This is a genomic window from Serratia sp. HRI, from assembly GCF_010119335.3.
GTDB classification, from domain to species: domain Bacteria; phylum Pseudomonadota; class Gammaproteobacteria; order Enterobacterales; family Enterobacteriaceae; genus Serratia; species Serratia nevei.
In genome coordinates this window covers 1,922,336-1,936,412 of record NZ_CP083690.1, presented here as the reverse complement: position 1 = coordinate 1,936,412, position 14,077 = coordinate 1,922,336, and the positions used below count along the sequence as shown (strand labels likewise).

Sequence of the window (14,077 nt, the reverse complement as noted above, 5' to 3'; positions counted from 1 at the left end):
ACAGGTATGATAATCCAAATTCTAGGAAAAATCGCCTGCACCCTTTCCTGAAGCGAAGGGGAGTGGGCGGCTTTCGGCATGATAATTGAGGAGTATATGCAGTATTGGGGAAAACTGCTCGGCGTCATCGTCGCCATCTGGTCTGGCGCGGGATTCTGGGGTGTAGTTCTGGGGCTGATTATCGGTCATATGATCGATACGGCGCGCAGCAACAAGCGCAGCCGGGGGTTTTTCACCGACCAGCAAACGCGGCAAACGCTGTTTTTCCGCACCACTTTTCAGGTGATGGGCCACCTGACCAAATCCAAAGGACGCGTCACCGAGGCGGATATCCAGATCGCCAGCCTGTTCATGGATCGCCTGCAGCTGCACGGCGAAGCGCGCACTGCGGCGCAACAGGCGTTCCGCGAGGGCAAACAGAGCCAGTTCCCGCTGCGTGAGACGCTGCAGCAGTTCCGCAGCATCTGTTTTGGCCGCTTCGATCTGATTCGGATGTTTCTGGAAATTCAGATTCAGGCGGCGTTTGCCGACGGCTCGCTGCACCCGAACGAACGCCAGGTGCTGTACGTCATCGCTGAGGAGCTGGGCATTTCGCGCGCGCAGTTCGACCAGTTCCTCAGCATGATGGAAGGTGGGCGCCAGTTCGGCGGCGGTCAGCAGGGCGGATATTCGCAGGGCGGCTATCAGCAGGCTCAGCGCGGCCCGACGCTCGACGACGCGTGCAAGGTGCTCGGCGTGCGCAGCAGCGACGATGCCGCCACCATCAAACGCGCCTACCGCAAACTGATGAGCGAACACCATCCGGATAAGCTGGTGGCGAAAGGCTTGCCGCCGCAGATGATGGAAATGGCCAAGCAGAAAGCACAGGAGATTCAGGCGGCGTACGACCTGATCAAACGCGAGAAAGGCTTTAAATAACGATACCCGTCATACTTCGAGCTGCAGGTGTGTTGGCTGCCCGCGCTTACCCCGGTCACGTACTTTTTGTACGCTCCCGGGGCTGCGCTTAGTTGCCGCCTTCCTGCAACTCGAATTATTTAGGGTATCCCTGGGTGATGAGCTCAGAAATCCGGCTCGGCGCGAAAGTGCATCGGCGTCTGGAAGGCGGGGTGGGTGATGCGCAGCTCTTGCGCATGCAGCTGCAGCCGCGGCGCCATCGCCTTGGCCTCCGGCGGGGCATAGAAACCGTCGCCGAGGATCGGATGCCCCAGCGCCAGCATGTGCACCCGCAGCTGGTGCGAGCGGCCGGTGATCGGCGTCAGCTTCACGCGGGTGCTGCCGTCGGCGTCGCGCGACAGCACCAGATATTCCGTTTGCGCCGCTTTGCCGGTGTCAAAACACACCTTCTGCAGCGGCCGGTTCGGCCAGTCGCAGATCAGCGGCAAATCCACCAGCCCTTCGTCATGCTCCATATGCCCCCAAACGCGGGCGATATAGGATTTCTTCGGTTCGCGTTCGCGAAACTGGCGCTTCAGCTCACGCTCGGCGGCCTTGTTGAGCGCCACCACGATCACCCCGCTGGTGGCCATGTCCAGCCGGTGCACTGATTCGGCGGCCGGATGATCGGCCTGAATGCGGGTCATCAGGCTGTCTTTGTTTTCCGGCGCGCGGCCGGGCACCGACAGCAAGCCGCTGGGCTTGTTGACCACCATGATGTGTTCATCCTGATACAGGATGTGCAGCGGGTCCTGCGGGGGATTGTAGGGTTCCATCTTGGCTCCGCGATAAGGGCCGAACGGGGAGGCGCTTGCCTCCCCGCGTCGCGCCGGTTACTGGTGGGTGACCACCACCAGACGAATGGCGTCCAGACGCCAGCCGGCTTCATTGAGGTTGGCCAGCACCTGACGGCGGTTGAACTCCAGCGCTTCGACTTCGTCGTCGCGGATGTTCGGGTTGACCGCCTTCAGCGCTTCCAGACGCGCCAGCTCGGCGCTCAGCTTGTCGTCCGCCTCTTGCTTCGCCTGTTCGATAAGCGTGCGCGCCTGCGCTTCCACCAGGCTTTCCGCCTGCTGCAGCATGGCGTGCACGTCTTGCTGCACGGCGTTGACCAGCTTGCTGGAGGTGTGGCGGTTGACCGCGTTCAGCTGGCGGTTGAAGCTTTCGAACTCGACCTGCGCCGCCAGGTTGGTGCCCTTGCGATCCATCAGCATGCGGATCGGCGTCGGCGGCAGGAAGCGGGTCAGCTGCAGGTGCTTCGGTGCCTGGGCTTCCACCACGTAGACCAGCTCAACCAGCAGGGTGCCGACCGGCAACGCTTTGTTCTTCAACAGGGACACTGCGCAGCTGCCGGTGTCGCCGGACAGGATCAGATCCAGGCCGTTGCGGATGATCGGGTGCTCCCAGCTGACGAACTGCGCGTCTTCGCGCGACAGCGCCCGATCGCGGTCGAAGGTGACGGTGCAGCCGTCCTGCGGCAGGCCCGGGAAGTCCGGCACCAGCATGTGATCGGACGGCGTCAGCACGATCAGGTTGTCGCTGCGGTCTTCCTGATTGATGCCGACGATGTCGAACAGGTTGAGCGCGAAGCCCACCAGATTGACGTCGTTATCCTGCTCGGCGATGGCGGCAGCCAGCGCCTGGGCTTTGTCGCCGCCGTTGGAGTGCATCTCCAGCAGGCGGTCGCGGCCTTGTTCCAGCTGCGCTTTCAACTGATCGTGCTGCTGGCGGCAGCCGTGGATGAATTCGTCGAAGCCTTCCTGTTCGGTCGGCGCGGCCAGATAGCCGATCAACTGCTCGTAGCAGCTGTCGTAGATGGTGCGGCCGGTCGGGCAGGTGTGTTCGAAGGCATCCAGCCCCTCGTGGAACCAGCGGCCCAGCACCGCCTGCGCGGTGTGCTCCAGGTAAGGCACCATGATTTGGATATCGTGCATCTGGCCGATACGGTCCAAACGGCCGATACGCTGCTCCAGCAGATCCGGGTTGAACGGCAGATCGAACATCACCAGCTGACTGGCGAACTGGAAGTTGCGGCCTTCGGAGCCGATCTCGGAACACAGCAGCACCTGCGCGCCTTCCTCTTCGGAGGCGAAGTAGGCGGCGGCGCGGTCGCGCTCGATGATCGACAGCCCTTCGTGGAACACCGCGGCGCGGATCGCTTCACGCTCGCGCAGCACCTGCTCCAGCTGCAGCGCGGTGTCGGCCTTGGCGCAGATCACCAGCACTTTTTCGTTGCGGTTGGCCAGCAGGTAGTCCAGCAGCCACTCGACGCGCGGGTCGAAGTTCCACCAGGTGGCGTTTTCGCCTTCGAATTCCTGGTAGATCTGCTCCGGATACAGCATGTCGCGCGCGCGCGCTTCGACGGACTTCTTGGCGCCCATGATGCCGGAGACTTTGATCGCGGTCTGATACTGGGTCGGCAACGGCAGCTTGATCTGGTGCAGGTTGCGGTGTGGGAAGCCCTTCACGCCGTTGCGGGTGTTGCGGAACAGCACGCGGCTGGTGCCGTGGCGATCCATCAGCATGGCCACCAGCTCCTGGCGCGCCTGCTCGGCGTTGTCGCCTTCGCTGTTGGCCGCTTTGAGCAGCGGTTCGATGTCCTGCTCGTCGATCAGCTCGCCCAGCAGGTTCAGCTTGTCGTCGGCCAGGCGTTCACCGCTCAGCAGCAGGGTGACGGCGTCGGCCACCGGGCGGTATTTCTGCTGCTCGGCGACGAAATCGCCGTAGTCGTGGAAACGGCTCGGATCGAGCAGACGCAGGCGCGCGAAGTGGCTCTGTTGGCCCAGCTGCTCCGGGGTGGCGGTCAGCAGCAGCACGCCGGGGATATGCTCGGCCAGCTGTTCGATCACCTGATATTCGCGGCTCGGCGCTTCTTCGCTCCAGGCCAGGTGGTGCGCTTCGTCGACCACCAGCAGATCCCACTGGGCGTCCGCCAGCTCTTCCAGGCGCTGCTTGTTGCGGCGCACGAAGTCCAGCGAGCAGATCACCAGCTGTTCGGTTTCGAACGGGTTGCTGCTGTCGAGCTTGGCTTCGGCGTAGCGGCTGTCGTCGAACAGCGAGAAGTAGAGGTTGAAGCGGCGCATCATCTCCACCAGCCACTGGTGCTGCAGCGTTTCCGGCACCACGATCAGCACGCGCTCGGCGCGGCCCGCCAGCAGCTGCTGGTGGATGATCATGCCGGCTTCGATGGTTTTGCCGAGGCCGACTTCGTCCGCTAGCAAGACGCGCGGCGCATGGCGCTGGCCGACTTCATGGGCGATGTGCAACTGGTGCGGGATCAGGCTGGCGCGCATGCCGCGCAGGCCGGCGAACGGCAGGCGATACTGCTCGCTCTGGTATTTGCGTGCGCGGAAACGCAGCGCGAAACGGTCCATGCGGTCGATCTGGCCGGCGAACAGGCGATCCTGCGGTTTGCTGAAGGTCAGCTTGCTGTCCAGCAGGACTTCGCGCATCGCCACGCCGCTTTCCTGGGTGTCCTGGCGGGTGCCGATATAGGTCAACAGACCGTTTTCCTCTTTCACCTCTTCCACCTGCAGCTGCCATCCCTCGTGGCTGCTGACGGTATCGCCCGGGTTGAACATCACGCGGGTGATCGGCGAATCGTTTCTGGCATAGAGGCGGTTTTCACCGGTGGCGGGGAAAAGCAGGGTAATCATGCGCGTGTCCAGCGCCACGACGGTGCCCAGTCCTAATTCGCTTTCCGTGTCGCTGATCCAGCGTTGACCAAGAGTAAAAGGCATATATTGTCGGCTCGATTCTTTGTAAGTAAGTCTTGTTACCGGGCGGGAAGGGCCGCGGCACCTGTACTGAACGTCTGCTAATCCCGGTTTGTTTTAAATTTGACGGGCAATAGCCGTTCACGCCATGCAGACGTCGCGAGACGGCAGGGCTAAGCGTGGTTCAGTTTTGGGAAGGGCGCTATGGTAATGGAAGGCGGCGCGTTCGTCACCTGCAAAACCGGATGATTTTTCTTAACCTGGCGCAATCTCAAAACAGCCCCATCTGCCCGGTGACCAGCGTGGTGAAATCGTCGTGCAAGAAAGGGAGTATAGCGTCTGCCACCGGTTGCAGCTGGCGTTCGAGGTAATGCTGATAGTCGATGGGCGAATGGCGCGTTTCCAGCGGTTCCGGCCCGGCGACGGTCATCACGTAGCTGATCCAGCCGCCGTTCTGATACTGCAGCGGCCGCCCCTGGCTGCGATTGTAGTCGTCGGCGATGCGCGCGGCGCGGGCGTGCGGCGGTACGTTGCGCTGATAGTCGTCGAGCTTTCTGCGCAGGCGCTTGCGGTAGACCAGCTGATCGTCGAAGTCGCCGTTCAGGGTTTTGCCGACGTAGTCGCGCACATAATCCTGGTAGGGCTGCCGTTTGAAGATGCGCTGATAGAGCTGCTGCTGGAACTGCTGCGCCAGCGGCGTCCAGTCGGTACGCACCGTTTCCAGGCCTTTGTACACCATCTCTTCCTCGCCGCCGGCGCGTGCGATCAGGCCGGCGTAGCGCTTCTTGCTGCCCTGTTCTGCGCCGCGAATGGTCGGCATCAGGAAGCGGGAATAGTGGGTTTCGAACTCCAGCTCCAGCGCGTTCTCCAGCCCGAACTGCTGCTGCAGATGCTGCTGCCACCAGGCGTTGACCCGCTGCACCAGCGCCCGGCCGATCTGCGCCGCCTGCTGCTCGTCATGCGGCTGTTTCAGCCACACGAAGGTGGAGTCGGTATCGCCGTAAATCACCTGATAGCCTTCGGCTTCGATCAGCTCGCGGGTTTGGCGCATGATCTCGTGGCCGCGCAGGGTGATCGACGACGCCAGCCGCGGATCGAAGAAGCGGCAGCCGCTCGATCCCAGCACGCCGTACAGCGCGTTCATGATGATCTTCAACGCCTGCGACAGGGGTTTGTTGTGTTGGCGCTTGGCGGCCTCGCGCCCCTGCCAGATCTGTTCGACGATCGCCGGCAGGCAGTGTTTGCTGCGCGAGAAGCGGGCGTTGCGAAAGCCGGGCACCGAGTCGGCGTCGCTTGGGTGGCGCATGCCTTCCACCAACCCGACCGGATCGATCAGGAAGGTACGGATGATCGACGGGTACAGGCTTTTATAGTCCAGTACCAGCACCGAGTCGTACAGACCGGGCCGGGAATCCATCACAAAGCCGCCGGGGCTGTGCTCTTCCGGCTGTTCGCCGAGGTTGGGGGCGACAAAGCCCAGGCGGTGCATGCGCGGCATATAGAGGTGGCTGAAGGCCGCCACCGATCCGCCGCTGCGATCGGCCGCCAGCCCGGTGACGGTGGCACGTTCCAGCAGGAAGTTGAGCAGGTCGGCCTTGGCGAAGATGCGCGTCACCAGCTCGCAGTCCTTCAGGTTGTAGCGGGCCAGCGCCGGCTTGTCTTCGGCGAAGCGTCGGTCGATCTCCGCCATGCGCTGATAAGGGTTGTCGATCGCCTTGCCTTCGCCCAACAGCGCCTGCGAAACGTATTCCAGGCTGAAGGAAGGAAAATTCCAGGTGGCGGATTTCAGCGCTTCGATGCCGTCGATAATCAGGCGGCCGGCGGCGGCGGCGAAAAAGTGGTTCTGTTTGAAGCCGTGCTCGCGCCACTCCAGCAGGTTGCCGCCGCGCCCCAGCCGCAGCGGGATCTGGTAGCGTTCGGCGTGCTTTTGCAGCACCCGCAGATCGAACTGCACCAGGTTCCAGCCGATGATGGCGTCGGGATCGTGGCGCTCCAGCCACGCGTTCAACCGTTCCAGCAGCTGGGGGCGGCTGACGCAGTATTCCAGATCGAAATCCAGCGGCGCATCGCCGCCGTTGGCCGGCCCCAGCATGTAGACCTGCCGCTGGCCGCAGCCTTCCAGCGCGATGGAGTAAAGTTCGCCGTGGGCGGTGGTTTCGATATCCAGCGACACCAGCCTGAGCGTCGGGCGGTAGTCCGGCGCCGGCTTCATCTGGCCATTGAGCAACGGCCCATTGCCGTTGCCCTGGCCGTTGAACCACACCGGCGCGGTGATGAAGCGTTCCATCAGGTAGCGCTCGGGCGGGCGAATGTCGGCCTCGTAGAGCGTAACGCCGCCTTCCCGCAGCAGCTTTTCCAGCTTGATGAGCTGACGGTGCTGGCGGCAGTACAGCCCCAGCATCGGGCGGTGATGAAAATCCGTCAGCGCCAGCGGTTTCAGTTCGACTTGCCGTTCTTCGCGCAGCAGCAGTTCCGCGCGCGGCTTTTGTTCGGCGGGGATAAACGCCACCGAGGTTTGCGGTGGCAAGCGCAGTTGACGCGGGCCTGCGTCGGTCGCCAGCCAAAATTCGACCTCGGTGCCGGCGGGCGTGTCGCGCCAGTGGCGAGTGAGCAGGAAACCCTGTTGCAGTGCTGTCATAACCCCTTCGTCTTCCGCCGGGCGGCGTGCGCGACATTCAGCGAGATGTCGGTTTTAGCGCTAATATAGATAAATTATAGTATGGGTTTTTATACAGTAATTGTCCATTGCCGTGCGGCGTTGCCAAATACGCATACAATTCATCGATTGACTCGTCTGCGGCGGCACTGGAAAATCCTTCGCCCCGTTTGGCCGAATAATCCGCAGAGGTGTAATGGAAGCCTATTTACAAGATTTGATCACCCAGTCACTGGCTTTCACCCTGATGGTCGTCCTGCTGGTCGCTTTTCTCGAGTCGCTGGCGCTGGTGGGGCTGCTGCTGCCCGGCACGGTGATGATGGCCAGCATCGGCGCCCTGATCGGCAGCGGCAAGGTGGACTTCTACTACGCCTGGGCGGCGGGGATCGTCGGCTGCCTGCTCGGCGACTGGATCTCCTATTTCGTCGGCCGCGCCTTCAAAGGGCCCTTGCACCGCTGGTCGTTCCTGAAGAAGAACAAAGCGCTGCTCGACAAAACCGAACACGCCTTGCACCAGCACAGCATGGCGACCGTTCTGATCGGCCGCTTCGTTGGCCCGACGCGCCCGCTGGTGCCGATGGTGGCCGGCATGCTCGATCTGCCGCCGTACAAGTTTGCTTTGCCGAACATCATCGGCTGCCTGACCTGGCCGCCGGTCTATTTTTTCCCCGGCATCCTGGCGGGCGTAGCGATCGACATTCCCGCCGGCGCCAACAGCGCGATGTTCAAGTGGCTGCTGCTCGCCGCGGCGTTCACCCTCTGGCTGGCGGTGTGGCTGAGCTGGCGCTGGTGGCGTGAGGGCAAGCGCAATGCCGATCGGCTGAGCCGTTGGCTGACGCCGCTGCGGCTGCGCGTGGTGTGCGCCGTGAGTTGGCCGGCGGCGCTGGCGGTCGGTTATCTGCTGAGCCAGCAGCCGCTGATGCCGGTGTATCGGCACCTGTTGTGGCAGGTGCTGTCCGGGCAATCATCATAATGGATAGGGGGCGTCAGCCCCCGTTCGCCTTATTGGAAGAACGCTTCCAGCTGTTCAAATACCCGCACGTCTTCGCTGTGGCGCTTCACCTGAAGCACGTCTTCCAGCTTTTCCACCTGGCTTATCATCTGCTCCAGCCGTTGGTCGTCGGCGACCAGTAGCCAAATGCGGCTCTGCTGGCCGTCCTTCAGCGGCAGACACAGAATGCCTTCGACGTTGAACGCGCGGCGAGCGAACAGCCCGCAAACGTGCGACATGACGCCGGGATGGTTGCGCACGGCCAGCTCCAGAATCACCTGGGGTTTATCTTGTGGTTGCAGCATGGCTTATTCTCCAATCATGTCGATGTTGGCGGCGCCCGGCGGCACCATCGGGAACACTTTTTCGTTGATGTCGATCAGCGCGTGGATCAGGCAGGGGCCCGGGCGTTGGATCGCCTCGGCCAGCGCGGCCTGCGGATCTTCCGCGGCGTTTAAATCGCAGGTATCCAGCCCGAATCCGGCGGCGATCTTCAGGAAATCGGTGCGCTTCGGATAGGCGGCGGCGAAGATGCGCTGCTGGTAGAACAGGGTTTGCTGCTGGTGCACCAGCCCCAGCGCCTGGTTGTTCATCAAAATGATTTTCACGTCCAGATCGTGTTCGACTGCGGTGGCCATTTCCTGAATGTTCATCATCAGGCTGCCGTCGCCGGAGAAGCACAGCACTTTACGCTCGGGCTCCGCCAGCGCCGCGCCGATCGCCGCCGGCAGACCGAAGCCCATGGTGCCCAAACCGCCCGAAGTCAGCCACTGGCGCGGCCGGCTCAGCGGATAGGCCTGCGCCACCCACATCTGATGCTGACCCACGTCGGTGGTGATGATGGCGCTGTCGTCCACGCAGCGCGCGGCGGCCAGCACCAGGCCGTAATGGCTCAGCGGATCGTCGGCGTTCGGCATGTTGAACGGGAACTCGCGTTTCAGGTCGTTGACGGTGCTCAGCCACGCGCTGCGCGGCTGCGTGTCGATCTGCGGCAGCAGCTGTTGCAGTACCTGGCCGACGTCGGCATGGATCGCCACGTTGGCCTGCTTGACCTTGCCCAGCTCGGCGCGGTCGATATCCACGTGAATGATGGCGGCGTTAGGGCAGAACTGTTCGGTTTTGCCGATTGCCCGATCGTCGAAGCGCGCGCCCAGCACGATCAGCAGATCGGCCTCCTGCAGAATGAAGTTGGTGCTGCGCGCCGCGTGCATGCCCAGCATGCCCAGCGACAGCGGGTGTTCCACCGGCATCGCCCCCAGCGCCATCAGCGTCATGGTGGTAGGCAGACCGGCGCGTTCGGCCAGTTCCAGCGCCTGCCGGTGAGCGTCGGCGCAGATGATGCCGCCGCCCAGGTAGAGGATCGGGCGTTTCGCCTGGTTGATCATCGCGGCGGCCTGCGAAACCAGCGCCGGATCGAAGCTCGGTGCGGCGTCCGGCACGGCGATCGGCGGCAGCTCCTCCAGGATGATGGTGGCGGTCTGCACGTCTTTCGGCACATCGATCCAGACCGGGCCGGGGCGGCCGGACTCGGCGATGCGGAACGCGTCGCCGATCACCTGTGGCAGTTCGCGGATATCGCGTACCAGATGGTTGTGCTTGGTGATCGGAATGGAAATGCCATAGGTGTCCACCTCCTGGAAGGCGTCGGTGCCGATCATCGAGGAGGGCACCTGACCGGTGATGCACACCAGCGGAATGGAGTCGAGCTTGGCGTCGGCGATGGCGGTGACCAGGTTGGTGGCGCCCGGCCCGCTGGAGGCGATGCACACCGCCGCTTTGCCGTTGGCGCGCGCCATGCCCTGCGCCATAAAGCCCGCGCCCTGTTCGTGGCGCGCCAGCACGTGGTGTATGCGGGTGCTTTGGCTCAGCGCGTCATACAGCGGCAGCGCCGCGCCGCCGGGAATGCCGGCGACGGTGGTGATGCCCTGCCGCTCCAGCAGATGAACGATCAATTGTGCGCCGGTGAAGCTGGTGCCCGGCTGAGGCGTGCCCGAAGTTGCCATGTTCCTGTCCTTTCTCAAGGCCGGTGAGCTTTTCTGGGCAGGGTGCTAAAACAAGAAACCCCGCCCGGTTTGCGCCGGCGGGGTTTGGGAATCGATGCGTTGATTCGGACCCTACGGCGCATTGCCGACGACCACCACCACACGCACGACGACCACCGCGGCTGGTAGCGCGGTAACTAGTAGGGTCGAAGTCAGCGAGGATGCGATCACAGGGAACCTTATCATCAGTAAAAAAAGTCAGGTTTTTATAAAAACACAGGCGCAAAATTCGCACAACAGGTTTATTGCCGCAGCATAAAAAACGCGCGTCAGATCACGCTTTACCTGAAATGCCCAGCACGCGCGCTTCGGGCGCGCTGCCGTCCAGCAGGGCCTGCGTCGGGCCGTCGTAGTAGATGCGCCCGTCGACCACCAGCAGCGTGCGCGGCGCGATGCGCGCGGCGTCGTCGAGGTTGTGCGACACCATCAGCAGCGTCAGGTTGCGCTGTTCGCACACCGTCTGCAGCAGCTGCAGCATCTCGTTGCGCAGCGCCGGATCGAGCGCCGAGAAGGGCTCGTCGAGCAACAGGATCGGCCGTTGGCGAATCAAACAGCGCGCCAGCGCGGCGCGCTGACGCTGACCGCCGGAAAGCTGCGACGGCAGGCGCTCCAGGTGTTCCTCCAGGCCGACCTGACGGGCGATATGTGCCCGCTGTTGGCGCTGCTGTTCAGTCAAGCGCAGACCGGGATCCAACCCCAGCCCGATGTTCTGCGCCACCGTCAGGTGCGCGAACAGGTTGTTCTCCTGAAACAGCATCGACACCGGCCGTTTGGCCGGCGGGGTGGCGGTGTGGTCTTCGTCGTTCAGCAGCAGCCGGCCGCTGGCCGCTGGCAGAAAACCGGCGATCAAACTCAGCAGGGTGCTTTTACCGGCGCCGCTGGGGCCGAGCACCGCGACGCGCTCGCCCGGCTGGATGCGCAGATCAAAGCGCATCGGCAGGTGTTCGTACAGATAGGTCAGTTTTTCAAGCGTCAGCATGGCGCCCCGGTAAGCGTTCGATCAGGGTAAACAGCAGGAAACACAACAGCAGCAACAGCAGCGCGGTCACCGCCCCGTCGTTGCTGCGGTAGGCGCCAATCTGCTGATACAGGTAAAAAGGCAGGGTACGGAAATGCTCGTTGCCAAACAAGGCGACCACGCCGAAATCGCCGATCGACAGCACGCAGGCGAAGGCCAGTGCCTGTGCCAGCGGGCGACGCAGCGCACGCAGTTCGATCAGCCGCAGCCGTTGCCAGCCGTGGATATCCAGCGACAGGCACAGCGGGTTGTAACGTTCGGCGAGGTCGCGCATCGGGTTCTCCAACACCTTCAGCGCATAGGGCACCGCCATCAGCGCATTGGTGAGGATCACCAGCGCATAGGGCGACTGCGGCAGCCCGATCGTATCGCTCAGCAGCAGGAAGAAGCCGGTGGCCAGCACGATGCCCGGCATCGCCAGGATCACCATGCCGCTCAGCTCCAGCGCCTGGCCGCCGCGCAGATGCTGCCGCAGCTTCAGCTCGCGGCTGCTCCACAGCAGCATCATCGTAAGCGCCACGCACAACAGCCCGGCGCCGAGGGCGATGCGCAGCGACGTGAACAGCGCCTGCCACAGCACCGGCTGGCGCAGCACGCTGACGACGGCCTGATTGGCGCCGTCGGCGATCACCGCCAGCAGAGGCGGCAGCAGCAGCAGCAGCGCGGCGGCGATCAGCAGAAAATCGCCGACGCGCCGCCACAGGCTGTCTTCCGGGTTGCGCCAGCGCTGGGCGTGGGTATGGCCCACCGGCAGCGCCTGGCTCAGCCGCTGGCTGATCAACACCAGCCCCAGACAACAGCTTAACTGGATCAGCGCCAGCATGGCGGCACGGCCCAGATCGTAGTCGTAACTCAGCGCCTGGTAGATCGCCAGTTCGATGGTGGTGGCCTGCGGTCCGCCGCCCAGCGACAGCACGGTGGCGAAGCTGGCGAAGCACAGCATGAAGATCAACGCGCCGCTCGGCAAGATCTGGCGGCGCAGCGCCGGCCATTCGACGAAGCGGAACTGCTGCCAGCCATTCATGCCCAGCTGGGCGGCCAGCTGGCGCTGCTCCACCGGGATATTCTCCAGCGCCTGCAGCAACAGGCGGGTGGCCAGCGGCAGGTTAAAGAACAGGTGCGCCAGCAGAATGCCCTGCAGGCCGTAGGGCGAGAAGCCATACTCGACGCCCAGCCAGCCGCACAGCGTCGCCAGCCAGCCCTGGCGCCCATAGACGCTGAGCAGGCCGAACACCGCCACCAGCACCGGCAGCACCAGCGTCATGGCGCACAGCCGCAGCAGCAGCTGCCGGCCGGGGAAACGGCGGCGATAGAGCGCGCGCGCCAGCAGAACGGCGGGCAGCACTGAAATCAGCGCCGACAGCAGCGCCTGCCAAAAGGTGAAGCGCACCACGTGCCACAGGTAGCTGTCCTGCCACAGGCCGCGCCAGTCGCTGTCCGGCGCGTGACGCCACAGCGAGCCCATCGCCAGCGCGGCGACCAGCAGGATCACGCCGGCGGCCAGCAGCCCCGGCCAGAGCCAGCGGGGGATCAGCGGCTGACGGCGGTTTGCCATGCCCGGATCCAACCGCCGCGTTGTTTGGCCACCTCTTCGGCGCTGTATTGCAACGCGGTATGCGGCACGTTCATCTGCTCAAAGCCGATGGGTAGTGGGGTGTTGATCACCGGGTACATCCAGTTGCCGGTCGGGATGGTGTTCTGGAAGGCCGGCGTCACCATGAACTGCATGAAGCGCTCCGCCAGCTCAGGCTGTTTGGCGGCCTTCAGCTTGCCCGCCACTTCCACCTGCAGGTAGTGCCCTTCGCTGAACGTGGCGGCGGCGTAGAGATCTTTTTTCTCTTCGATCAGGTGATAGGCGGGAGAGGTGGTGTAGCTGAGCACCAGATCGCCTTCGCCTTTCAGGAACAGGCCGTAGGCTTCGCTCCAGCCTTTGGTGACGGTGACGGTCTTCTTCGCCAGCTGCTGCCAGGCGGCCGGCGCCTTGTCGCCATACACTTTTTGCATCCACAGCAGCAGGCCGAGGCCCGGCGTGCTGGTGCGCGGATCTTCGTAGATCACTTTCCAGTTGCGATCGCTGCTGACCAGCTCCTGCAGGCTTTTTGGCGGGTTCTTCAGTTTTTCTTTGTTGTAGACGAAGGCGAAGTACCCGTAGTCGTAAGGCACGAAGGTCGCGTCCTGCCAGCCGCCCGGCACCGTCAGTTTGGCGGTGTCGACGCCGCTCGGCGCGAACAGGCCGGTTTGCTGCGCCGCCTGCAACAGGTTGTTGTCCAACCCCAGCACCACGTCGGCGGCGCTGTTTTTGCCTTCCATGCGCAGGCGGTTCAGCAGCGAGACGCCGTCCTCCAGCGCGACGAACTTCAGTTCACAGTCGCACTCGGCTTCGAAGGCTTTTTTCACCGCCGGGCCTGGGCCCCAGTCGGCGGCGAAGGAATCGTAGGTGTAAACCGTCAGCGTCGGCTTGGCGAACACCGGCGCGGCACACAGCAGCAATAAGCAGGGCAGATATGTTTTGACCACGTTGCACTCCTGAAAAATAAGGGGGCAAGGGCATCTGAGGGGGCGAGGCGGCGTCGCCGGTTCGCTGGGCTCAAATCCCTCCGCCGGTATTGACCGGATCAGGTTCGACGGGTGTGCTCTCAGCGGAAAATCGGGCTTATCACTCGGCCCGACTTACCGCACCCCGTTGAGACGGCGCTATTGTAAAGATTAACCGCCCCG

General features: G+C 63.4%; 11 protein-coding genes and 1 riboswitch. Of the genes, 2 read left to right on the top strand and 9 right to left on the bottom strand.

What is annotated here, in order from left to right:
- Positions 1 to 96 precede the first annotated feature (96 nt).
- Positions 97 to 918 (top strand): co-chaperone DjlA, encoded by an 822-nt coding sequence (djlA, locus tag GF111_RS09435; protein ID WP_015376627.1) that lies wholly within the window; start codon positions 97 to 99, stop codon positions 916 to 918.
- 143 nt (positions 919 to 1,061) lie between these two features.
- Here the strand turns inward: djlA and rluA are convergent, their stop codons facing one another.
- The 3 genes from rluA to GF111_RS09420 form a co-directional block, all read right to left on the bottom strand.
- Complete coding sequence (rluA, locus tag GF111_RS09430; protein WP_004932866.1) at positions 1,062 to 1,712, bottom strand: bifunctional tRNA pseudouridine(32) synthase/23S rRNA pseudouridine(746) synthase RluA; 651 nt, start codon at positions 1,710 to 1,712, stop codon at positions 1,062 to 1,064.
- A gap of 57 nt (positions 1,713 to 1,769) precedes the next feature.
- Positions 1,770 to 4,676 (bottom strand): RNA polymerase-associated protein RapA, encoded by a 2,907-nt coding sequence (gene rapA / locus GF111_RS09425; protein WP_147190329.1) that lies wholly within the window; start codon positions 4,674 to 4,676, stop codon positions 1,770 to 1,772.
- A 247-nt stretch (positions 4,677 to 4,923) separates the two neighbouring features.
- A complete protein-coding gene (locus tag GF111_RS09420; RefSeq protein ID WP_094460546.1) occupies positions 4,924 to 7,290 on the bottom strand; it encodes a DNA polymerase II in 2,367 nt (788 codons plus the stop codon).
- 214 nt (positions 7,291 to 7,504) lie between these two features.
- Here GF111_RS09420 and GF111_RS09415 point away from each other — a divergent pair, with 214 nt between their 5' ends.
- Positions 7,505 to 8,281, top strand: a complete 777-nt coding sequence (locus GF111_RS09415; RefSeq protein WP_094460545.1) for a DedA family protein — start codon at positions 7,505 to 7,507, stop codon at positions 8,279 to 8,281.
- A gap of 29 nt (positions 8,282 to 8,310) precedes the next feature.
- Here GF111_RS09415 and ilvN read toward each other — a convergent pair whose 3' ends face one another.
- The 6 genes from ilvN to thiB form a co-directional block, all read right to left on the bottom strand.
- Complete coding sequence (gene ilvN, locus GF111_RS09410) at positions 8,311 to 8,604, bottom strand: acetolactate synthase small subunit (protein WP_016929110.1); 294 nt, start codon at positions 8,602 to 8,604, stop codon at positions 8,311 to 8,313.
- 3 nt (positions 8,605 to 8,607) lie between these two features.
- Complete coding sequence (gene ilvB, locus GF111_RS09405; protein ID WP_147190331.1) at positions 8,608 to 10,302, bottom strand: acetolactate synthase large subunit; 1,695 nt, start codon at positions 10,300 to 10,302, stop codon at positions 8,608 to 8,610.
- Positions 10,303 to 10,413: 111 nt separating this feature from the next.
- Positions 10,414 to 10,527 (bottom strand): ilvB operon leader peptide IvbL, encoded by a 114-nt coding sequence (gene ivbL, locus GF111_RS09400; protein ID WP_154747116.1) that lies wholly within the window; start codon positions 10,525 to 10,527, stop codon positions 10,414 to 10,416.
- A gap of 88 nt (positions 10,528 to 10,615) precedes the next feature.
- On the bottom strand, positions 10,616 to 11,320 hold the full coding sequence (thiQ, locus tag GF111_RS09395) for a thiamine ABC transporter ATP-binding protein ThiQ (RefSeq protein WP_038873430.1): 705 nt from the start codon (positions 11,318 to 11,320) through the stop codon (positions 10,616 to 10,618).
- Positions 11,307 to 12,914 carry a thiamine/thiamine pyrophosphate ABC transporter permease ThiP gene (thiP, locus tag GF111_RS09390; RefSeq protein WP_038873432.1) on the bottom strand — a complete coding sequence of 536 codons (1,608 nt, stop codon included), beginning with the start codon at positions 12,912 to 12,914 and terminating at the stop codon, positions 11,307 to 11,309. Before thiP ends, thiQ begins: the two co-directional genes overlap by 14 nt.
- Entirely contained in the window at positions 12,890 to 13,876 is a 987-nt protein-coding gene (gene thiB, locus GF111_RS09385; protein WP_047728987.1) for a thiamine ABC transporter substrate binding subunit, read from the bottom strand. Before thiB ends, thiP begins: the two co-directional genes overlap by 25 nt.
- Before the next feature lie 57 nt (positions 13,877 to 13,933).
- Positions 13,934 to 14,052: riboswitch (TPP riboswitch) on the bottom strand.
- Positions 14,053 to 14,077 lie beyond the last annotated feature (25 nt).

Coding starts and splice junctions, on each gene's coding strand:
- djlA (WP_015376627.1), top strand. CDS start 97: ATGCAGTATTGGGGAAAACTGCTCGGCGTCATCGTCGCCATCTGGTCT.
- ilvN (WP_016929110.1), bottom strand. CDS start 8,604: ATGCTGCAACCACAAGATAAACCCCAGGTGATTCTGGAGCTGGCCGTG.
- GF111_RS09420 (WP_094460546.1), bottom strand. CDS start 7,290: ATGACAGCACTGCAACAGGGTTTCCTGCTCACTCGCCACTGGCGCGAC.
- thiP (WP_038873432.1), bottom strand. CDS start 12,914: ATGGCAAACCGCCGTCAGCCGCTGATCCCCCGCTGGCTCTGGCCGGGG.
- GF111_RS09415 (WP_094460545.1), top strand. CDS start 7,505: ATGGAAGCCTATTTACAAGATTTGATCACCCAGTCACTGGCTTTCACC.
- rluA (WP_004932866.1), bottom strand. CDS start 1,712: ATGGAACCCTACAATCCCCCGCAGGACCCGCTGCACATCCTGTATCAG.
- ivbL (WP_154747116.1), bottom strand. CDS start 10,527: ATGATAAGGTTCCCTGTGATCGCATCCTCGCTGACTTCGACCCTACTA.
- rapA (WP_147190329.1), bottom strand. CDS start 4,676: ATGCCTTTTACTCTTGGTCAACGCTGGATCAGCGACACGGAAAGCGAA.
- thiQ (WP_038873430.1), bottom strand. CDS start 11,320: ATGCTGACGCTTGAAAAACTGACCTATCTGTACGAACACCTGCCGATG.
- ilvB (WP_147190331.1), bottom strand. CDS start 10,302: ATGGCAACTTCGGGCACGCCTCAGCCGGGCACCAGCTTCACCGGCGCA.